The sequence below is a fragment of the Comamonas testosteroni ATCC 11996 genome, assembly GCF_000241525.1.
GTDB classification, from domain to species: domain Bacteria; phylum Pseudomonadota; class Gammaproteobacteria; order Burkholderiales; family Burkholderiaceae_C; genus Comamonas; species Comamonas testosteroni.
This window is the reverse complement of record NZ_AHIL01000012.1, coordinates 36,832-55,877: the sequence shown is the minus strand read 5'-3', so window position 1 is coordinate 55,877 and position 19,046 is coordinate 36,832. Positions and strand designations below refer to the sequence as shown.

Annotated in this window: 20 protein-coding genes and 1 tRNA gene; 9 read left to right on the top strand and 12 right to left on the bottom strand. The window is 61.8% G+C overall.

What is annotated here, in order from left to right; translation table 11 throughout:
• Positions 1-11 precede the first annotated feature (11 nt).
• The 8 genes from CTATCC11996_RS05470 (at position 12) to CTATCC11996_RS05435 (ending at position 7,033) form a co-directional block, all read left to right on the top strand.
• A complete protein-coding gene (locus CTATCC11996_RS05470; protein WP_003066005.1) occupies positions 12-296 on the top strand; it encodes an FmdB family zinc ribbon protein in 285 nt (94 codons plus the stop codon).
• A gap of 14 nt (positions 297-310) precedes the next feature.
• Positions 311-955, top strand: coding sequence for a DUF502 domain-containing protein (locus CTATCC11996_RS05465; protein ID WP_003058473.1), 645 nt, complete (start codon positions 311-313; stop codon positions 953-955).
• A gap of 18 nt (positions 956-973) precedes the next feature.
• Complete coding sequence (gene aspS, locus CTATCC11996_RS05460) at positions 974-2,779, top strand: aspartate--tRNA ligase (protein ID WP_034348259.1); 1,806 nt, start codon at positions 974-976, stop codon at positions 2,777-2,779.
• 243 nt (positions 2,780-3,022) lie between these two features.
• Positions 3,023-3,526 carry a dihydroneopterin triphosphate diphosphatase gene (nudB, locus tag CTATCC11996_RS05455; RefSeq protein WP_003073937.1) on the top strand — a complete coding sequence of 168 codons (504 nt, stop codon included), beginning with the start codon at positions 3,023-3,025 and terminating at the stop codon, positions 3,524-3,526.
• Between the two features lie 14 nt (positions 3,527-3,540).
• A complete protein-coding gene (locus tag CTATCC11996_RS05450) occupies positions 3,541-4,305 on the top strand; it encodes an endonuclease/exonuclease/phosphatase family protein (protein ID WP_003073934.1) in 765 nt (254 codons plus the stop codon).
• Between the two features lie 193 nt (positions 4,306-4,498).
• The gene (gene folE / locus CTATCC11996_RS05445; protein WP_003073932.1) at positions 4,499-5,221 is read left to right on the top strand and encodes a GTP cyclohydrolase I; all 723 of its coding nucleotides are present in this window, start codon (positions 4,499-4,501) and stop codon (positions 5,219-5,221) included.
• Positions 5,222-5,416: 195 nt separating this feature from the next.
• Entirely contained in the window at positions 5,417-6,307 is an 891-nt protein-coding gene (locus CTATCC11996_RS05440; protein WP_003073930.1) for a DMT family transporter, read from the top strand.
• 78 nt (positions 6,308-6,385) lie between these two features.
• The gene (locus CTATCC11996_RS05435) at positions 6,386-7,033 is read left to right on the top strand and encodes a LysE family translocator (RefSeq protein ID WP_003073928.1); all 648 of its coding nucleotides are present in this window, start codon (positions 6,386-6,388) and stop codon (positions 7,031-7,033) included.
• A gap of 182 nt (positions 7,034-7,215) precedes the next feature.
• Here CTATCC11996_RS05435 and CTATCC11996_RS05430 read toward each other — a convergent pair whose 3' ends face one another.
• The 5 genes from CTATCC11996_RS05430 to CTATCC11996_RS05410 form a co-directional block, all read right to left on the bottom strand.
• Positions 7,216-8,703 carry an ABC transporter substrate-binding protein gene (locus tag CTATCC11996_RS05430; protein ID WP_003073926.1) on the bottom strand — a complete coding sequence of 496 codons (1,488 nt, stop codon included), beginning with the start codon at positions 8,701-8,703 and terminating at the stop codon, positions 7,216-7,218.
• A 171-nt stretch (positions 8,704-8,874) separates the two neighbouring features.
• A complete protein-coding gene (locus CTATCC11996_RS05425; RefSeq protein ID WP_003073924.1) occupies positions 8,875-9,705 on the bottom strand; it encodes an ATP-binding cassette domain-containing protein in 831 nt (276 codons plus the stop codon).
• Positions 9,702-10,730 (bottom strand): ABC transporter ATP-binding protein, encoded by a 1,029-nt coding sequence (locus CTATCC11996_RS05420; protein WP_003073922.1) that lies wholly within the window; start codon positions 10,728-10,730, stop codon positions 9,702-9,704. The genes CTATCC11996_RS05425 and CTATCC11996_RS05420 overlap by 4 nt, the downstream gene beginning before the upstream one ends.
• Positions 10,731-10,736: 6 nt before the next feature.
• On the bottom strand, positions 10,737-11,642 hold the full coding sequence (locus tag CTATCC11996_RS05415) for an ABC transporter permease (RefSeq protein ID WP_003073921.1): 906 nt from the start codon (positions 11,640-11,642) through the stop codon (positions 10,737-10,739).
• The gene (locus CTATCC11996_RS05410; RefSeq protein WP_003073920.1) at positions 11,639-12,601 is read right to left on the bottom strand and encodes an ABC transporter permease; all 963 of its coding nucleotides are present in this window, start codon (positions 12,599-12,601) and stop codon (positions 11,639-11,641) included. The genes CTATCC11996_RS05415 and CTATCC11996_RS05410 overlap by 4 nt, the downstream gene beginning before the upstream one ends.
• A gap of 175 nt (positions 12,602-12,776) precedes the next feature.
• Here CTATCC11996_RS05410 and CTATCC11996_RS05405 point away from each other — a divergent pair, with 175 nt between their 5' ends.
• Positions 12,777-13,037 (top strand): YfhL family 4Fe-4S dicluster ferredoxin, encoded by a 261-nt coding sequence (locus tag CTATCC11996_RS05405; protein ID WP_003073919.1) that lies wholly within the window; start codon positions 12,777-12,779, stop codon positions 13,035-13,037.
• Positions 13,038-13,117: 80 nt separating this feature from the next.
• On the opposite strand, the gene pth is transcribed toward CTATCC11996_RS05405, so the two are convergent.
• The 7 genes from pth to CTATCC11996_RS05370 form a co-directional block, all read right to left on the bottom strand.
• The gene (pth, locus tag CTATCC11996_RS05400; RefSeq protein ID WP_003073918.1) at positions 13,118-13,756 is read right to left on the bottom strand and encodes an aminoacyl-tRNA hydrolase; all 639 of its coding nucleotides are present in this window, start codon (positions 13,754-13,756) and stop codon (positions 13,118-13,120) included.
• 128 nt (positions 13,757-13,884) lie between these two features.
• A complete protein-coding gene (locus CTATCC11996_RS05395) occupies positions 13,885-14,508 on the bottom strand; it encodes a 50S ribosomal protein L25/general stress protein Ctc (protein WP_003073917.1) in 624 nt (207 codons plus the stop codon).
• 156 nt (positions 14,509-14,664) lie between these two features.
• Positions 14,665-15,624, bottom strand: a complete 960-nt coding sequence (locus CTATCC11996_RS05390) for a ribose-phosphate pyrophosphokinase (protein WP_003066035.1) — start codon at positions 15,622-15,624, stop codon at positions 14,665-14,667.
• A gap of 44 nt (positions 15,625-15,668) precedes the next feature.
• Positions 15,669-15,745 (bottom strand) — tRNA-Gln (locus CTATCC11996_RS05385).
• Positions 15,746-15,775: 30 nt separating this feature from the next.
• Complete coding sequence (ispE, locus tag CTATCC11996_RS05380) at positions 15,776-16,639, bottom strand: 4-(cytidine 5'-diphospho)-2-C-methyl-D-erythritol kinase (protein WP_003073916.1); 864 nt, start codon at positions 16,637-16,639, stop codon at positions 15,776-15,778.
• Positions 16,640-16,698: 59 nt separating this feature from the next.
• Positions 16,699-17,220 (bottom strand): lipoprotein insertase outer membrane protein LolB, encoded by a 522-nt coding sequence (locus tag CTATCC11996_RS05375; RefSeq protein ID WP_003073915.1) that lies wholly within the window; start codon positions 17,218-17,220, stop codon positions 16,699-16,701.
• On the bottom strand, positions 17,217-19,004 hold the full coding sequence (locus CTATCC11996_RS05370) for a tetratricopeptide repeat protein (RefSeq protein ID WP_003073914.1): 1,788 nt from the start codon (positions 19,002-19,004) through the stop codon (positions 17,217-17,219). Before CTATCC11996_RS05370 ends, CTATCC11996_RS05375 begins: the two co-directional genes overlap by 4 nt.
• Positions 19,005-19,046 lie beyond the last annotated feature (42 nt).

Genomic DNA, 19,046 nt, shown 5'->3' with positions numbered 1-19,046 from the left:
TTTTTAGCGCTATGCCTATCTATGCATACAAGTGTGGCTCCTGCGGTCACGCCAAGGATGTGCTGCAGAAAATCTCGGACGCGCCGCTGACCGTGTGCCCAGCTTGCGGGGCCGAGGCCTTTTCCAAGCAGCTCACCGCTCCGGGCTTTCAGCTCAAGGGTTCTGGCTGGTATGCCACGGACTTCAAGAACAGCGGCAGCAAGCCGGCTGCAAGCACCTCTTCATCCAGTGACAGTGCCGCAGCCCCTGCACCCGCAGCAGCTGCAGCCCCTGCCCCTGCGCCCGCCAATTCCTGAGGCTTACCCACACTATGTCTGCATTGCGCAAGTGGCTGATTGCCGGTTTGCTGGTCATCGTTCCCCTGGTGATCACGCTGGGCGTGCTCAACTGGATCATCGGAACGCTGGATCAGACGCTGGCCATTCTTCCGGAGGCCTGGCAGCCTGACAGATTGCTGGGCATGCATATTCCGGGCTTTGGCGTTATTCTGACCTTGCTGATTTTGCTGCTTGTGGGCGGCATTGCCAGCAATTTCATCGGCCGCAAGCTGGTGGGCTGGGGTGATGCGCTGGTGCGCCGCATTCCCGTGGTGCGCTCCATCTATTCCAGCGTCAAGCAGGTCTCGGACACCGTGTTCTCCGACAGCGGCAACGCTTTTCGCACGGCAGTGCTGGTGCAGTGGCCGCGCGAGGGCGTATGGACCGTGGCTTTCGTCACAGGCCAGCCCAGCGGTGAAGTGGCGGCTTTGCTGCGCGATGAATATGTGAGCGTCTTCGTGCCCACCACGCCCAACCCCACCGGGGGTTACTTCGTGCTGGTGCGCAAGAGCGAATGCATCGAGCTGGAAATGAGTGTGGATGCGGCGCTCAAATACATTGTTTCGATGGGCGTGGTGGCTCCGCCAGACCTCGCACTGATCGAAGAATCCAAACAAACAACCTTGTCGCACCCCTAAGGTGCAGGAAGAATTTTCATGGCAATGCGTTCTCAATACTGCGGTCTGGTGACCGAAGCCCAAATGGGCGAAACCGTGACCCTGTGCGGCTGGGTGAACCGCCGCCGTGACCATGGTGGCGTGATCTTCATCGACCTGCGCGACCGCGAAGGCTATGTGCAGGTGGTCTGCGACCCCGACCGCGCCGAGATGTTCAAGGTGGCCGAAGACGTGCGCAACGAGTTCTGCGTGCAGGTCAAGGGTGTGGTGCGTGCGCGTCCCGCCGGCACCACCAACGACAAGCTCAAGAGCGGCCAGATCGAAGTGCTGTGCCATGAGCTCAACGTGCTCAACGCTTCCGTCACGCCTCCTTTCCAGCTGGACGACGACAACCTGTCGGAAACCGTGCGCCTCACGAATCGCGTGATGGATCTGCGCCGTCCCGTGATGCAGCGCAACATGATGCTGCGTTACAAGACCGCCATCCAGGTGCGCAACTTCCTCGACAAGGAAGGCTTCATCGACATCGAGACCCCCATGCTGGGCAAGTCCACGCCCGAAGGCGCCCGTGACTACCTGGTGCCCTCGCGTGTGCATGACGGTGAATTCTTCGCTCTGCCCCAGTCGCCTCAGCTGTACAAGCAGATGCTGATGGTCTCGGGTTTCGACCGCTACTACCAGATCACCAAGTGCTTCCGCGACGAAGACCTGCGCGCTGACCGTCAGCCCGAATTCACGCAGATCGACTGCGAAACCTCCTTCCTGAACGAAGAAGAAATCCGCGCCATCTTCCAGCGCATGATCAAGGAGGTGTTCCAGACCCAGCTGAACGTGGATCTGGGCGAGTTCCCCATCATGACCTACCAGGACGCGGCCTTCCGCTTCGGTTCGGACAAGCCCGACCTGCGCGTCAAGCTGGAGTTCACCGAGCTGACCGACTGCATGGGCGACGTGGACTTCAAGGTCTTCTCCACCCCCGCCACCACCAAGGGCGGTCGTGTCGTGGCCCTGCGCGTGCCCGGCGGCGCATCAATCTCGCGCGGCGAGATCGACGGCTACACCGAGTTCGTCAAGATCTATGGCGCCAAGGGTCTGGCCTGGATCAAGGTCAACGAAGTGGCCAAGGGCCGTGATGGCCTGCAGTCGCCCATCGTCAAGAACCTGCACGATGCAGCGATCGCTGAAATCCTCAAGCGCACCGGTGCACAGGATGGCGACTTGCTGTTCTTCGGTGCAGACAAGGAAAAGATCGTCAACGACTCCATCGGCGCTCTGCGCCTGAAGGTCGGCCACAGCGAATTCGGCAAGAAGAACGGCCTGTTCGAAGACAAGTGGGCACCGCTGTGGGTGGTGGACTTCCCCATGTTCGAGCATGACGAGGAAAACGACCGCTGGGCCGCTGTGCACCACCCCTTCACCTCGCCCAAGGATGGCCACGAAGAACTGATGGTGACCGACCCCGGCAAGTGCATTGCCAAGGCCTACGACATGGTCTTGAACGGCTGGGAACTGGGTGGCGGCTCGGTGCGTATCCACCGCGCCGACGTGCAGGCCAAGGTGTTCGAAGCCCTGAACATCACGCCCGAGCAGCAACGCGCCAAGTTCGGTTACCTGCTGGACGCGCTGCAGTACGGTGCGCCTCCCCACGGCGGCCTGGCCTTCGGCCTGGATCGTCTGATCACGCTGATGACGGGCTCCGACTCCATCCGTGACGTGATCGCCTTCCCCAAGACCCAGCGCGCCCAGGATCTGCTGACCCAGGCTCCCTCGCCCGTGGACGAGAAGCAGCTGCGCGAGCTGCATATCAAGCTGCGCAACGTGGCCGTGACGACCACTGAGGCTTGATTGCCAAGCTCCCCGTGAACAGCGCCGGTCGCTGTTCACACCCAGGCGCCAGTTCGCGAAAGCGGCTGGCGCTTTTTTGTTGCTTTGAAATCGGGAGCTGCTTGCGCCTGTCAATCTTGGAATTCAGATGGTTTTCACTCTGAATTCAATGAATAGCAAGCGGTTGCAGCTATGAATATTGATGGCTATCAAGCAGCAGGGCGACTCAGCCTGCTGTCATCCTGGGCGCGCTAATATGCTGCGATGGAAGTCAGGCCCTACAAGATTCCGCAGTCCGTGCTGGTCGTGATCTACCGTGAAGACGGGAAGGTGTTGCTGCTGCGTCGCAGCATTGCGGCGCCCGAGGGCGAGCCTTTCTGGCAATCCGTCACGGGCAGCAAGGACAGCCTGGACGAGGACTGGCATGAAACCGCCGTGCGCGAGGTGCAGGAGGAAACCGGCATCGATGCGCATGCGCCGGACTGTTGCCTGACAGACTGGGAACTCGAGAACGTCTACGCCATCTATCCACAGTGGCTGCATCGTTACGCGCCGGGCGTCAGCCATAACCAGGAGCGTGTCTTCGGCCTTCGTGTGCCATCTCACCTGACCGTGCACTTGAATCCCAGGGAGCACACCGCACATGATTGGCATGATTGGCGTGAGGCAGCCCAGCGCTGCTTTTCTTCTTCCAACGCAGAAGCTATTTTGCTGTTGCCGCGCTTCGAGCCGGCGCTGGTCGAGCGCCGCTGCAGGCAACAGCCTTGAAACCATCAGTGCCTATGTCTGAAGTTCAGTTGTTTACGCCGCCAGAGCCGCAGATCCTGCGCGTGGCCACCTACAACATTCACAAGGGTGTGCAGGGCCTGGGTCCTGCCAGGAGGCTGGAGATTCACAATCTGGGACTTGCGGTGGAGCAGCTCGATGCGGACATCGTCTGCCTGCAGGAAGTGCGCAAGATGAACCGCAAGGAGGAGCAGTACTTCGACCGCTGGCCCAATGTGCCGCAGGCCGAGTACCTGGCTCCCGAAGGCTACGAGTCCGTCTATCTGACCAATGCCTACACCCGTGACGGCGAGCACGGCAATGCGCTGCTCAGCCGCTGGCCGGTGATCGGCTACCAGCACGAGGACATCTCGGACCATCGCTTCGAGCAGCGCGGCTTGCTGCATGTGGAGCTGGACATCCACGGCAAGCGCGTGCATTCCATCGTCGTGCACCTGGGCCTGATTCCGGGCAGCCGCATTCGCCAGATTGCACTGCTGCAGCGTTTCATCGAGCGCGAGGTACCGCCCAATGCGCCGCTGGTGGTGGCGGGCGACTTCAATGACTGGGGCAACCAGATCAAGCGCATGCTGGCGGGCTTCGGCCTGTTCGAATACGAGGAAACGCAGAGAATTCTGACCTATCCCTCGCGGCTGCCGATTGCGCAGCTCGATCATATCTATGTGCGCGGCCTGACCCCTCTGGGGCTGCAGGTGCCCAAGGGGCGCATCTGGTGGCGCATGTCGGATCATCTGCCGCTGATCGCGGAGTTCAAGCTGTAGCAGCCCTGAGCCCGGCCCCCGCGCCTTCTTCCTTCTCGCTGCGCGGCGGCACTGGCTCGCCATCTTCGGCGCCGGGCGCAGTCCGATTGGGGGATTGCTCCTGAAACCATAGCTTCCAATGCCTTGTAAACGTACATCTGGACGGCAAATCCTTTGTAGCTTCGGGAAGTTGATTCACTGGTACCATTCTTGGATGTTCAGAGATCTCGCCGACATGAAAAAAGACAACTCAGCCGAAGGAACACCCGTTTCGGTCAAGATCCGCGAGCGGCTGCAGGCAGCTAAGAAACGTTTCCACGCCAACGACAACATTGCCGAATTCATCGAGCCCGGCGAGCTGGAGAAGCTGCTGGACGAGGTGCAGGAGAAGATGCAGGGCGTGCTCGACTCCATGGTCATCGACACCGTGCACGACCACAACACGCGCGCCACGGCACGCCGTGTGGCCAAGATGTATGTGAACGAAGTGTTCCGCGGCCGTTATGTGCATCAGCCGGCCATCACCGAATTTCCCAACGCAGAGCATCTGAACGAGCTGATGATCGTCGGCCCGATCACCGTGCGCAGCGCCTGCAGCCACCACCTGTGTCCCGTGATCGGCAAGATCTGGATCGGCGTGCTGCCCAACAAGAACACCAATGTGATCGGTCTGTCCAAGTACGCGCGTCTGGTGGACTGGATCATGGGTCGCCCGCAGATCCAGGAAGAGGCCATCATCCAGCTGGCCGACCTGATCATGGACAAGACCCGACCCGACGGCTTGGCCGTGGTCATGGAAGCCTCGCATTTCTGCATGTCCTGGCGTGGCGTGCGCGAGATGGATTCCAAGATGCTGAACTCCGTCATGCGTGGAGCGTTCCTCACCAACTCCGAACTGCGCCGCGAATTCCTGTCGCTCATTGCAGCCCGCAAGTAAATGATCCCCCCTGAGTCGCTGCGCGCATTCCCCCAAGGGGGACGATGCCCTCGCTGCGAGGCGGCTCTTGCTCGGCATCCCTCTGACGGCTGGCGCCAGTTTCATGAGGTGTCGGCCATACCTGGCCAGATGAGCAACTGAATTTTTCTTTTCAAAAGGCTGCGCGTCGCGCGGCCTTTTGCATTTTTGGCTCCCATGTCCCTGCAAGCGTTCACTCTCATCATTTTGGCCGGCCTGATCCATTCGGGCTGGAATATCGTGGCCAAGAAGGCGGGTGGAGATGCCCGTTTTTCGCTCTACACCGCCATCTGCAATGCCGTCATCTGGCTGCCGCTGGGCTGGTGGCTGGGCAAGGATGTGGTGCCGGGCTGGGGCTGGATGGAGTGGGCGTTCGTCACCGCCAGCGCCGTGCTGCATGTGGCTTATTTCGTGGTGCTGCTGCGCGGCTACCGCGTGGCCGATCTCACCGTGGTCTATCCGCTGGCGCGCGGCAGCGGGCCGCTGATCTCCTCGCTGGTGGCGGTGATGTTTTTGGGGGAGCAGATTTCAACGCTGGGGGCTGCCGGCATTGCGGGCGTGGTGCTGGGCGTGTTCCTGATCGCGGGCGGCCCGCGCATGATTGTGGCCATTCGAGAGGGGCAGGATCTGGAGGCGCGCCAGCGCGTGCTCTCCGGTCTCTACTACGGCCTGCTGACGGGGCTGTTCATTGCCAGCTACACGGTGGTGGACAGCTATGCCGTCAAGATGCTGCTGATGTCGCCGATTTTGGTGGACTATGTGGGCAATCTGATCCGGCTGGTGATTCTGGCGCCGCTGGCCGTCCGGGATTGGCCCGAGACCAAGCGCCTGTGGCGTCTGCAGTGGCGCTATGCGGCCGTGGTGGCCTTCTTCAGCCCCATTGCCTATGTGCTGGTGCTGTATGCGGTGCAAAGCGCGCCTATCTCTCACGTCGCTCCCGCGCGCGAGGTGTCCATGCTGTTCGCGGCCCTGATCGGCGGCAGGCTGCTGGGCGAGGGCGACCGGGCCCTGCGCATTGCGGGGGCCGTGATGATTGCCCTGGGCGTGACGGCGCTGGGCCTGGGTTGAAGTGAGTCGTTTGTCAAAAAGGCCTGCAGCCATTGTCGATGCATCGCAAGTGGCTATTGTTTTTGAAGAGATCTGAAAATGCCGACCTGGGAAGTCCTGATCACATTCTTTGGTGTAGCCCTGCTGCTGGGTCTGAGCCCCGGCCCTGACAATCTGTTTGTGCTGGTGCAGTCGGCCCAGCGCGGCTGGCGCGTGGGGCTGTGCGTAGTGTTGGGCCTGTGTCTGGGCCTTGTCGGACATACGGCCGCCGTGGCGCTGGGGCTGGCGGCCGTGGTGGCGACATCGCCCATGCTGTTCACCGCGCTCAAGCTCTGCGGCGCCGCCTATCTGGCCTATCTGGCCTGGGGCGCATGGCATGCGCCGGTCAGCGTCGAAGAAAGTGCCAGGGCGCAGGAGCAGCGCGATGTGCTGACTCTGCGCTCCGCCATGGGCTGGGTGGGCAAAGGCGTGGTCATGAACCTGACCAACCCCAAGGTGCTGATTTTCTTTCTGGCCTTTTTGCCCCAGTTCACCGACCCCGCTCGTGGCAGCGTGCCAGTGCAGATCATGGTGCTGGGCAGCGTCTTCATGGCAGCCGCTTGGCTGGTCTTTGGCTCTATCGCCTGTTTCTCGGGGCTGTTTGGCCAGATCCTGCAGCGCTCCGTGCGCGCCCAGCGCTGGCTTAACCGCATCGCTGCCACCGTTTTCGGCGCGCTCGCACTTCGTCTTGTGATGGTGCAACGCTAGAGGCAAACACTCTTAAAACTGGCGCGCCCCAGCACAGGGGGCAGCGGGCAAGGGCCTGTGCCGGCCGCACCGCCCCGCCGCGAGGCTATCGTCCCCCTCCGTCCCCTCCCATAGTGCGAAGCACATAGAGAGAGGGGCGCCCGGCCAGGGGGAAGGTGCGTAGCGCCTCAGGCGGTGATGCTCTATCCCCAGGATAGAGCAGACAAGTCATTGACAAACACCGGCATGTCTTTCCACAGCCCGCGCAGCTTCTTGTTTGCCACGGTCACCCACTGCGGAGTGTAGAGAAAGCCGTGTACCGAATCATGCGCCAGCAGGCGCTGTGCATCACCAAGCAGGCGTGCGCGGTCGGCAGGGCGCGGTGTGTGCTTGATCTTGTCGAAAAGCTCGTTGAATTCCTGGGACTGGTAGCCCCAGTAGTAATCGGCCTTGGCAAAGTTGCCCAGATCAAACGGCTCCACATGCGAAATGATGGTCAGGTCGTAGTTCTTGTTGGTGTAGGTGCCCGACAGCCACTGTGCCCATTCCACATTCTGCAGCTTGAGCTGGATGCCGATCTTGGCCAGCTGGGCTGCAATCAGCTCACCGCCCTGGCGCGCATAGGGCGCTGGCGGCAGCGTCATGGTCAGCGTCAGCGGGGTCTTGATGCCTGCTTCAGCCATCAGAGCCTTGGCCTTTTCCAGGTCAAAGGGATTGACACCTGTGGTGTCCACATAGCCAAAGGCTGAGGGCACATAGTAGCTGCCGATGGGCACGCCATAGCCGTCGGCGGCACCGGCAATCACGGCCTTGCGATCGATGGCGGCGGCAATGGCACGGCGCACGCGGATGTCGCTGAGAGGCTTTCGCGCATTGTTGATGGCCAGAATGGTCTTGGCGCGCGAGTTGCTCACCACCACCTGAAAGCGGGCATTGGCTTTGAACTGGGGCACGCTGCGCGGCGAGACGCGCGGGAAGGCATCGACATCGCCGGCCAGCAGGGCGGCAACCTGTGCTGCGGGGTCGGGAATGAAGCGGAACACGGCGCGCTTGATGCGAATGCTCTGTACCGAGCGATAGTCGGGCCAGGCGGTCAGCGTGACCGATGCACCCTTGGCCCAGGCAGCAAGCTTGTAGGGGCCGGTGCCCACGGGTTTGCTGGCGTTGGTGGTGGCGCTCTTGGGCTCGACGATGATGGACGTGGCCTGACCCATCATGAACAGAAAGTCGGGATCGATCTCCTGGTTGGTCAGCACCACCGTATGCTCGTCGGCGACCTTGGTGCTCAGATTGGCAAAGGTGCGCTTGTCCTTGTTGGTGCTTTTGTCGGCTGCCGCGCGGTCGAACGAGAACTTGACGGCGGCAGCGTTGAAGGGCTCGCCGTTCTGGAACTTCACATCCTTGCGCAGGCGAAAGGTATAGGTCTTGAGATCGGACGAGACTTCCCAGCTCTCGGCCAGCAGAGGCGAGACGCTGCCGTCGGAGTTGATCTTGGTCAGCGTCTCAAACACGTTGTAGAGCACGACTTCGGCAATCGAGGAAGCAGCCCCGGCTGTGGGGTCCAGTCCTGGCGGCTCCAGCGTCATGGCCAGCGTGACGCTGTCTTTTTTGGCCTGAGCCATGGCAGGCCAGGCAGCGAACAAGGGCAAGCTGGCAGCCGAGCTGGCCAGCAAGGAGCGGCGATTGAGCATCAACAAAGTCTCCGATGGGGGGGCTGGCCGCATGGGGCCATCAAAAGCGCTGCAAGTCATCGCGGGGAGCGGACTTGTTTCATATGCGTTTTTACACCAGTCGGAGCAGTCTTTGCTGTGGTCGCAGGCATATCGCTGCTGCGAGTGTGAGCAACTGTTTGGCGGCCCGGTTCAGATGACTCGCGGTGCGGCCTTGACCAAGGCCTGGGTATAGGGGTGGTCGGGGGCTGAGAACAGCTTGCGCGGTGTGCCGCGCTCCACCACTTCACCCTGATGGAGCACGATGACCTGATCGCAGACATGCTGGACCACGGCCAGGTCATGACTGATGAACAGATAGGACAGGCTCAGCTCGCGCTGCAGGTCCTGCATGAGATTGAGCACCTGGGCCTGCACCGAGACGTCGAGCGCGCTGACCGGCTCATCGGCCACGATCAGGCGGGGGCGGGTAATCAGAGCGCGGGCAATGGCAATGCGCTGGCGTTGGCCGCCCGAGAACTCGTGCGGATATTTGTCGGCGTCCTGTACGCGCAGACCCACCTGGTCAAGCACGCTCAGCACCTGCTGACGCCTGGCAGGGCGACTGAGCTTTTCATGAGTCGTTCCCAAAGGCTCGCTGACGATGGCTTCTACTGTCATGCGCGGGTCCAGCGATCCATAGGGGTCCTGAAACACCATCTGGAAGTCGCGCCGTGCGGCGCGCAGTTCCTGTTCGCAGAGACGGTGCAGATTGCGGCCCAGAAGTTCCACCCTGCCTTCGCTGGGACGGTCCAGCGCCATGACCAGGCGCGCCAGTGTGGACTTGCCGGAACCCGATTCGCCGACCACGCCCAGGCTCTGTCCCGCTTGCAGTTCAAAGCTCACGCCGCGCAGTGCCTGCAGCGGCTCGGGCTTGTGCCACAGCGATGTACGGGGGCGCGAATATGCGCGTTTCAGGCCGCTAACCCTGAGCAGGATTGCGCTGCTGGTTCCTGTTTCAGAAGATTCGGCCGGCTTGATCATGTCCTGGCTCCTGCCGTCAGCACCTGTTCATACAGGCAGCGCGCCACATGGGGCTGGCGCCAGGAGGAAAGAGAGGCTGGTGCCGCCATGCTGGGTTGGTGCAGCGTGCGAGGCTGGGGGCGCTGCACATAGCACTCGTCCTGGGTGTGGGCGCAGCGGCCCGCAAACGGGCAGCCTGCGGGCAGATCCACGAGCTCTGGCACGGCTCCGGCAATGGTGGGCAGACGGACTGTACCTTCTGCGGCGTGGAGTTGAGGGTGTGCAGCAAACAGGCCGCGTGTATAGGGGTGGGCGCGCCTGGCGAACACCGCTTCCGTCATGCCGGATTCCACTACGGTGCCGCCATACATGACCAGCAGCTGCTCCGCATTCTGGGCAATCACGCCCAGATCATGGCTGATGAGAACCAGCGCCATGGAATGCTCGGCCACCAGCTCCTGCAGCAGATCCAGAATGCGCTGCTGAACCGTCACATCCAGGGCCGTGGTGGGCTCGTCGGCCACCAGCAGATCGGGACCGCAGGCCAGAGCCATGGCAATCATGATGCGCTGGCGCTGGCCGCCGGAGAACTGGTGCGGATACTCATCGAGCCGCTGCGCAGCCTGCGCAATGCCCACCCTCTCCAGCAGCTCGGTGGCGCGGGCGCGAGCCTGGGCGCGGCTCATTCCCAGATGAAGCCGCAGCGGCTCTGCCACCTGGCGGCCGATGCTGTGCACGGGGTTGAGGGCGCTCATGGGCTCCTGAAACACCATGGCCATGCGGTTGCCGCGCAGGGCGCAGAGCTGGCGCTCGCCCAGGCCCAGCAGCTCCTGGCCGTCCAGCTGGATGCTGCCGTCCACCTGTGCATGTTCGGGCAGCAGGCCCATCAGCGCCAATGCCGTCAGCGATTTGCCGCAGCCTGATTCGCCGATCAGGCCCAGCGTGGCACCGCGCTCCAGCGTAAAGCTCACATCGCGCACGGCCTGAGCCCGGCCGCGATGGGTCTGCAGATTGATGGTGAGGCTGGAGACTTCAAGCAAAGCCATGGTGATTCAACGCTCGCGTGTCAGTCGGGGGTCCAGCAGGTCGCGCAGACCGTCGCCCAGCAGGTTCAGGCCCAGCACCGACAAGGCAATTGCCAGGCCGGGCCAGACGGCCAGCAGCGGCGCCTGGAACATCAGGGTCTGGGCTTCGCTGAGCATGCGCCCCCAGGATGGCTGGGGCGGCTGCGTGCCAAGCCCCAGATAGGAGAGGGCGGCCTCGGCCAGAATGGCCAGCGCAAACTGAATGGTAGCCTGCACGACCAGCACTGCCGCAATATTGGGCAGCACATGCTGCAGCGTGATGGCCGTGCGGCTCTTGCCGCAGGCTCTGGCGGCCAGCACGTAGTCGCGGGCCCAGATGGCATTGGCCGAGGCGCGGGTGATGCGCGCAAAGGTGGGGATGTTGAAGATGCCGATGGCAATGATGGCATTGACCATGCCGGCTCCAAACACGGCCGTGAGCATGATGGCCGAGAGCAGGGCTGGAAAGGCAAAGGTGAAGTCCGCCAGCCGCATGATGATTTCTTCCACCCAGCCACGGCGTGCAGCGGCGACCAGGCCCAGCACCATGCCCAGCGCCAGTCCTATGCCCACGGCGATCAGGCCCACGGCAATCGAGGCGCGCGCACCGACCAGAATCTGCGAGGCCGTGTCGCGCCCGAAGGCGTCGGTGCCGAGCCAGTGCCGGCTGCTGCTGGCCTGCAGGGCAGCGTCCATGTCCACTTCATGGGCCGAGCCCGGCGTCCAGACAAAAGACAGCAGTGCGGCGGCAATCAGCAAGGTCGTTAGCAGGGCGCCGAGCACAAAGCTGCGGTGCTGCAGGGCGCGTCGGCCAAAGCCTTGGGGCTGTGCACGCGTGAAGGCGCGTGTCGGGTAGTTGGGCACGCTAGCGCGAGTATCGGTCTGCCTGCTCATATATCGCCGGCCTTGATGCGGGGGTCGATGGCGGCATAAAGCACGTCGACGACAAAATTCACCACCACCACCATGGCGGCCAGCAGCAGCACGCAGTTGCGCACCACGATCACGTCGCGGTTGGAGATGGATTGAAAGATCAGCCGGCCCAGACCCGGCAGATAGAACACGTTCTCCACCACGATGGTGCCTGCCAGCAGGTTGGCGAACTGCAGGCCCATGACGGTGACGACGGGAATCATGGCGTTGCGCAGCACATGACGCCAGAGCGCCGCGCCGCGTGACAGCCCCTTGGCGCGGGCCGTGCGTACAAAGTCCTCGCGCAGCACTTCCAGCACCGCAGAGCGGGTGATGCGCGCCAGGATGGCGGCCTGCACCACGGCCAGCGCAATGGCAGGCAGCAGCAGTGCCTGCAGCGCAGGCCAGAAGCCGCCGCCGGCCTCCTCGCTCCAGCCCGGAAAGCCGCCGGCCGAGAACCATTGCAGCTTCACCGAGAACAGCAGGATCAGAAGAATCGCAAACCAGAAGTTGGGGATGGCAATGCCGATCTGGGCCAGGCCCATCAGGCCCACATCGCCCCAGCGCTTGTGGTTGGCCGCTGCAAACACTCCCGCCGCAATGGCCAGCACGGCGGTGATGCACATGGCCATGATGGCCAGCGGCACGGTGACCGCAAGGCGTTCCCAGACCAGCTCGGCCACGGGCGAGCCATAGACGTAGCTGTCGCCCATGTTGCCGTGCAGCAGGCCGGCTATCCACTGCCAGTAGCGCGTCAGCGCGGGCTGGTCCAGGCCCAGTTGCTGAACCATGGCCGCCACGGCCTCGGGCTCGGCGTCGGGGCCCATGAGCATCTGGGCTGCATCGCCGGGCAGGACTTCCAGCACGGCAAAAACCACGATGGAGGCGCCGAGCAATGTGGCGATCAGCGTGAGCAGGCGTTTGAGCAAGAAGATGCTCATGGCGTGGGGCGTTGTTTCATCGTGAAGTGGGCTCAGGCACGGTGTTTGCGTGCTGCGCAGCATAGCGGCAATTGTGCCGCGTCCGGGAGGGGGCGGCTTTGTCCCGGGTGCTGCCATGTCTTGGGGAGCTTGGGATAATGTGGGCCGATACCGAGAACTGCACAGGAGCTGGCATATGGCATTGATGATTACCGATGAATGCATCAACTGCGATGTGTGCGAGCCCGAGTGCCCCAACGATGCCATCTATATGGGTGAGGAGTTCTACGAAATCGATCCGCACAAGTGCACCGAGTGCGTAGGCCATTTTGACGAGCCGCAGTGCGTGCAGATCTGCCCTGTGGCCTGCATACCGGTGAACCCAGAGTACATCGAAAGCCGTGAGGTGCTGTTCAAGAAATATGAGCAGCTTACGCAGGCCAAGAAAGAAAGTTAAGGCTTTTTGAGTCTGAATTCCTTGTATATCAAGCGCAAATAGCTCCTTATTCAGGAGCTATTTTTCATTCTGCCTCAGGTTCAGGCCTCGCCAGCAGCGGGCTGGGCGGCATCGGGTGCCGGTTTGCGGGCAGGCTTGGGGCGGGGCGCCTTGGTGGTGTGGATGGCCAGAGTGGCCTTGTCCATCTGGCCTGCCACCATCTCGGGCCAGGCCTTGAGCGAATGTGCGATGGCGTCTTCGATCAGCTTGAGCTGGTCGGGGGCCGGCTTTTTGAGCACCCAGCTGGCGACCTCGCCCTTGTGGCCGGGGTGGCCTATGCCCACGCGCAGACGCCAGTAATTGGGCGAGCCCAGCTGGGCATGGATATCGCGCAAACCGTTGTGGCCGCCATGGCTGCCGCCGAGCTTGAGCTTGACCACGCCGGGCTCGAAGTCCAGCTCGTCATGCACGACCAGGATTTCCTCTGGCTGGATCTTGAAGAAGCGCGCCAGCGCGCCTACCGACTTGCCCGAGAGATTCATGAAGGTCTGCGGCTCCAGCAGCCAGACGCTCTGGCCGTGGATGCTGGTGAGGGCCATCAGTCCCCAGTAGCTACGTTCGGGAACCAGACTGACCTTGAGTTCGCGCGCCAGCGCATCAATCCACCAGAAGCCGGCGTTGTGCCGGGTGTCTTCATATTCAGGGCCGGGATTGCCGAGGCCGACAAACAGTTTGATCATTGCTGGATTATCTTCTTGCTAGCAAAGCTGGGCTGGCACGCTGGTTCTGCGTGGCCCAAAGAAAAAGCCCACCGAGGTGGGCCTTTTCTTGGAGTACAGCGGCAGCCGCTGTACCGAAGACACAAGAATTACTTCTTGCCCTTCTTGGCGGGAGCAGCTGCGGGAGCAGGTGCGGCGCCTTCGGCAGGAGCCACTTCGGGCAGCTTGATGGAGATCAGCGAAGGGTTCTTGTTGGCGCCACGCACCACAGCCTTCACGCCGTTGGGCAGCTTCAGAGCTTGCAGGCCCAGCACGGACTTGGAAGTCAGAGCGCTCAGGTCCACCTTGATGAACTCGGGCAGGTTTGCGGGTTCGCAGATCACTTGCAGTTCGTGCATCAGAGGAGTCACGGTGCAGTTCTCGCCCTTCACGGCGGGGGATTCAGCAGCGCCTTCGAAGTGCAGGGGCACGTTCATGTGCAGCTTGGTGTTGCCGTCAACGCGCTGGAAGTCGATGTGTTGCACCAGCTTCTTGTAGGGGTGGAACTGCACGTCGCGCAGCACGACCTTGGTCACTTGACCGTTGATATCCATGTCCAGGATGCTGGAGTGGAAAGCTTCCTTGTGCACAGCGTGCCACAGGGCGTTGTGATCGATTTCGATCAGTTGGGCTTCACCAGCACCGTAGACGATACCAGGGGTCTTGCCCGACAGACGCAGACGGCGGCTCGCACCCGTACCTTGCTTGGCGCGCTCAGTAGCGACGAATTGCATAACTAACTCCTAGATGGACGGACCGCGACCAGTCTCGCCCGATTGATAAAAGAATCTGCACCTTGCAGCAAGGCCGTGGATTCTTGCGGTGGCCTCGAAACGGTCAAACCTCCCGAAGGAGGTTTGCTTGGGCTCGAGGCCGAAAAACCAGAAATTTTAAGCGGTAAACAGACTACTCACCGAATCACCTGTGGAAATGCGGTGAATTGTCTCGGCAAACAGGCCGGCCACGGACAGCTGGCGAATCTTGCCGCACTGCTGGGCTGCGGGGCTCAGAGGAATGGTGTTGGTCACAACCACTTCGTCCAGAGCGCTGCCGTTGCCGATGCGTTCCAGGGCCGGGCCCGAGAAGATGGGGTGCGAGCAGTAGGCGTACACGTTCTTGGCGCCGCGCTGCTTGAGCACTTCGGCAGCCTTCACCAGCGTGCCGGCGGTGTCGATCATGTCGTCCATGATCACGCAGTTGCGGCCGTCGATATCGCCGATCACGTGCATGACTTCGGACACGTTCGCCTTGGGGCGACGCTTGTCGATGATGGCCAGATCGCAGCCCAGTTCCTTGGCCAGGGCGCGAGCACGCACCACACCGCCAACGTCCGGGGAGACGACGATCAGGTCTTCGTAGTTCTTCTGACGCAGATCACCCAGCAGCACAGGGGTTGCGTAGATGTTGTCCACGGGAATGTCGAAGAAGCCCTGGATCTGGTCGGCGTGCAGGTCCATCGTCAGGACGCGCTCGACGCCAACTGCCTGCAGCATGTTGGCCACCACCTTGGCGGTGATGGGCACGCGGCTGGAGCGGGGGCGGCGATCCTGGCGGGCATAGCCGAAGTAGGGGATCACGGCGCAGATGCGCTCGGCCGATGCACGCTTGAGGGCATCGACCATGACCAGCAACTCCATCAGGTTGTCGTTGGTCGGAGCGCAGGTGGACTGAACCACGAAAACGTCGCGGGCGCGAACGTTCTGCTTGATCTCGACCGCGACTTCCCCATCGGAGAAACGGCCAACGTCAGCAGCACCAAGAGAGGTGCCGAGGTGCTTAACAATCTCTTCGGCCATGCCAGCATTGGCATTGCCTGTGAAGACCATGAAATCAGAGTGATGTGAATGCATTGTGCGTCCCAGTGCTGTGGGTTGCTATGACGCAAGAAGATGTTTGGCAGGGGAAGAAGGATTCGAACCTTCGCATGCCGGAATCAAAATCCGGTGCCTTAACCAACTTGGCGACTCCCCTACACAGGCCTTTTGTCGAAGACAAACAGCCTTATAACTTGTTCTCTGGAATCCAGCTATTAAGTGGGTGTTTTTCCAGATTTCTGCAAACTTTGATCTGCCATGTGCCAGGAGCACAGCTCAAATCAATGCTTTGCGCTATCGGTGCAAATACCGCACTTCCAGAGCCCGTCATTCTAGCATGCAATTTGAGTGATTCGAGCCAGCTTCTGACTTTCATCACTTCGGGCTGCAAGCCTTCAGCGACCGGCTGCAGGTCGTTTCGGCCAAAGCCGAAGTGATTTGCAGCGAAGTCCGCAACTATAGCAGGCTTTGTGTCGCGTTTCAGGAACTCGCTGGAAAAAATCTTGCCAGTTTCCAAGCCCTGTTCGGGCTTGACCACCAGGAACTGCTGCTCCGGCAAGGCATTGCGGCCTGTCAGCGGGGTGATGATTTCGCCGATGCCGCTGACCCAGGCCGAGTGACCGCAGAGGAAAAAGGGAACATCGGCGCCGAGCTTCAAGCCTATGCTTTGCAGCTCCTGACGCGAGAGGTTCAGATTCCAGAGGCGGTTCAGCGCCATCAGCGTGCTGGCCGCATCGGATGAGCCGCCCCCCATGCCGGCCTGGGCGGGCAGGTACTTTTCAATCCCTATGCGCACGCCTTGCGTGCAGCCTGTGGCTTGCTGCAGGGCGCGGGCCGCGCGTGTGATCAGATCATCGGCAGGCAGGGCAACGCCGTTGAGGTCTTCACGGCTGATCTGGCTGCTGACCGTACGCTCGAAATGCAGCACATCATGCCAGTCGATGAGTATGAAGACGGACTCCAGCAGGTGATAGCCGTCAGGCCTGCGGCCGGTAATATGCAAAAAAAGATTGAGCTTGGCCGGGGCCGGCACGTCATAAAGCGAGTGCATGGCGTGTATGTATCAGTAGGAGAAAAACGGTGCAACGATAGCACCGGGTTGCCTGCCAGTCAGCGAGCGTCCTGATCGAGAACGATGCGCAAAGAGGCCTCGGGTGGCGGGCTGATGCGGTCGGCACGCAGGCGACCATCGCTGATGCGCGAAAGATCTGTCTGCCAGCCGGTCACGGCCGTGTCCTTGCCTTGCAGCCAGTCGAACAGTGCGGCGACGGGAATATCGCTGCCGGTCATGCGGGTGATGAGTTCAGGCAGGGAGTCTGACTGGGTGATCTGATCGCCTTGCTGCAAGGTGGCACCGGCACGCGTCCACTGCAGGCGGGCCATGATGGATCCCAACGGGTTGAAGACCAGCAGCGTGCCGCTCTCGGGCTGACCTTGCAGCTCAAAACCGGCGCTGAAGGATTGCTGCTGGGCATCCTGGACCTGCAGCGCCATGCGGCCGGACCAGTGGTGGCTGGCCGCCACATCGGGCTGCAACTGCCGTGCAGGTTGTGCGCAGCCGCCGAGCATGGCCGCTGCCAGAGCCAGTCCGAGGGCTGGAAGAATTTTCAAGAAAGTCGGGCTGCGCTTCATGGCGTCACTTTGAGGCGTTTGAGCGTTTCCAGCAAAGTGTCATTGCTGCTGTCTGCCTTCATGCCCTGGCGCCAGATGAGCTGGGCGCGGTCCTGCTTGCCCTGGGCCCAGAGGACTTCCCCGAGGTGGGCGGCAATTTCTGCATCCTGACGCGTGGCATAGGCCTGCTCCAGCAGTTTTTCGGCTTCGTCCAGATTGCCGCGGCGGAAATGCACCCAGGCCAGGCTGTCGGTGATGAATGGATCACCGGGCTGCATGTCCAGAGCGGTCTGGATCAAGGTCTGCGCTTCTTCCAGCTTGATACCGCGATCCGCGTAGGAGTACCCCAGTGCGTTGTACGCATGCTTGAAGTCGGGTTTGCGCTTGATGATGTCGCGCAGCAGGCGCTCCATCTCACTGAAATTTCCGGCTCTTTCCGCGAGCAAGGCTGTGTCATAGGCCAGCTCCACATCATCGGGTGCCTGGCTCAGCAGCTGGGCTTGCAGCGCATAGGCTTCCTTGTTCAGGCCGGCGTCGCGCAGCAGCTGCACCTCGGCAATCTGCTTGAGGCGCTTCTGGTTGGGGCCGTTTGCAGGAATGGCCTGGATCAGGGCGCGAGCTTCCTTCACCTTGCCCTGGCGAGCCAGCAGATCGGCGCGCCGGGCCTGCACGCTGAGCAGGTTGGCGGCATCGGGAATGCGCTGCAGATAGATGTCGGCTTCGTCGTAGCGCTGGCGCTTCTCGGCCAGATCGGCCCTGAGCAGATAGAGCTGGGATTCGCCAGCAGCGCGGCCCACACCCTCAGGCAGCTTGGGCAGCAGAGCGCTGAACTGTGTCAGGGAAACGTCGGCAGCATCGAGCTCGCCATCCTGCAATTGCAAATTGGCGAGCATGACCCAGGCTTCCGGAAATTCGGGTGCCTCGCGCGTTATGAGCTGCAGCTGGGTCTTGGCATCGGCATTGCGCTTTTGTCCCAGCAGCACGCGGGCATAGGTCAGGCGCAGTTGGGGCGAATGATTCTTTTCAAGATAGCGCTTGACCAGCGGCTCCACTTCGGCGGAACCCGATTCCAGCAGCTCCATGGCCAGCAAGGCGACGGCACCCGACTCGGGACCCAGCTTGGCGCCGTTCTGCAAGGCCTGCAGGGCGGCGGGCTTCTGGCCGGCGATCAGGCGCATATGGCCTATGGCGGCCCAGGCCATGGGGCCGTTCTTCGGGTCCTTGAAATCGATTTCCAGCGCTTGCTCGACCACATCGGCGGCCAGGGGCTTGTCCGAGGCATTGTTGTAGAGCTGGGTGATGGCCAGAAAAGTGGCGCTGCGATTGGCTTGCGGGGTCAGCTCGACCTCTCGACGCAGATAGCTGCCCGAGTCTGCAATGCGGTTCATCACCACCAGAATGCGCAGCACCGCGCGGTTGGCATCGCGTGATTCGGGGTAGGCCTCCAGCCAGGCGCGGGCATTGCGCAGTGCGCGGTCGCCCGAGCGGGACTGAATGGCAAGTTCGGTGGCGCGGCGATAGAGCTTTTCGTTGTTGCTGCTGCGTGCGGCCTCCATCATCAGGGCCTGAGCGTCCGTCAGAGCACCTTCCTGAGCGGCCATCTCTCCGACCAGGATTTCGTAGAACAGCTCGGCAGACAGAGCTGCTTGCTCATTCTCACGCTCTGCGGCCTGTTCGAGATCGGTGCTTTGCTCGATCTTGTCCTGCCGGGATGGCGGGTCGACGGTCTGGGCGGATGCGATTGCCGATCCCATGGCCACAACGGCGGCCACGGCGAGTCCCTGAAAACGTAGAGGATGAACCATCGGCCCATAATAATCCAAGCTTGTTGAACACTTGGCGAAGAA

Coding starts and splice junctions, on each gene's coding strand:
- CTATCC11996_RS05470 (WP_003066005.1), top strand. CDS start 12: ATGCCTATCTATGCATACAAGTGTGGCTCCTGCGGTCACGCCAAGGAT.
- CTATCC11996_RS05430 (WP_003073926.1), bottom strand. CDS start 8,703: ATGCTCAATCGCCGCTCCTTGCTGGCCAGCTCGGCTGCCAGCTTGCCC.
- CTATCC11996_RS05405 (WP_003073919.1), top strand. CDS start 12,777: ATGGCATTGATGATTACCGATGAATGCATCAACTGCGATGTGTGCGAG.
- CTATCC11996_RS05410 (WP_003073920.1), bottom strand. CDS start 12,601: ATGAGCATCTTCTTGCTCAAACGCCTGCTCACGCTGATCGCCACATTG.
- CTATCC11996_RS05425 (WP_003073924.1), bottom strand. CDS start 9,705: ATGATCAAGCCGGCCGAATCTTCTGAAACAGGAACCAGCAGCGCAATC.
- CTATCC11996_RS05395 (WP_003073917.1), bottom strand. CDS start 14,508: ATGCAATTCGTCGCTACTGAGCGCGCCAAGCAAGGTACGGGTGCGAGC.
- CTATCC11996_RS05375 (WP_003073915.1), bottom strand. CDS start 17,220: ATGAAGCGCAGCCCGACTTTCTTGAAAATTCTTCCAGCCCTCGGACTG.
- CTATCC11996_RS05415 (WP_003073921.1), bottom strand. CDS start 11,642: ATGAGCAGGCAGACCGATACTCGCGCTAGCGTGCCCAACTACCCGACA.
- CTATCC11996_RS05420 (WP_003073922.1), bottom strand. CDS start 10,730: ATGGCTTTGCTTGAAGTCTCCAGCCTCACCATCAATCTGCAGACCCAT.
- CTATCC11996_RS05450 (WP_003073934.1), top strand. CDS start 3,541: ATGTCTGAAGTTCAGTTGTTTACGCCGCCAGAGCCGCAGATCCTGCGC.
- CTATCC11996_RS05440 (WP_003073930.1), top strand. CDS start 5,417: ATGTCCCTGCAAGCGTTCACTCTCATCATTTTGGCCGGCCTGATCCAT.
- pth (WP_003073918.1), bottom strand. CDS start 13,756: ATGATCAAACTGTTTGTCGGCCTCGGCAATCCCGGCCCTGAATATGAA.
- ispE (WP_003073916.1), bottom strand. CDS start 16,639: ATGCACTCGCTTTATGACGTGCCGGCCCCGGCCAAGCTCAATCTTTTT.
- aspS (WP_034348259.1), top strand. CDS start 974: ATGGCAATGCGTTCTCAATACTGCGGTCTGGTGACCGAAGCCCAAATG.
- CTATCC11996_RS05465 (WP_003058473.1), top strand. CDS start 311: ATGTCTGCATTGCGCAAGTGGCTGATTGCCGGTTTGCTGGTCATCGTT.
- CTATCC11996_RS05390 (WP_003066035.1), bottom strand. CDS start 15,624: ATGCATTCACATCACTCTGATTTCATGGTCTTCACAGGCAATGCCAAT.
- folE (WP_003073932.1), top strand. CDS start 4,499: ATGTTCAGAGATCTCGCCGACATGAAAAAAGACAACTCAGCCGAAGGA.
- nudB (WP_003073937.1), top strand. CDS start 3,023: ATGGAAGTCAGGCCCTACAAGATTCCGCAGTCCGTGCTGGTCGTGATC.
- CTATCC11996_RS05370 (WP_003073914.1), bottom strand. CDS start 19,004: ATGGTTCATCCTCTACGTTTTCAGGGACTCGCCGTGGCCGCCGTTGTG.
- CTATCC11996_RS05435 (WP_003073928.1), top strand. CDS start 6,386: ATGCCGACCTGGGAAGTCCTGATCACATTCTTTGGTGTAGCCCTGCTG.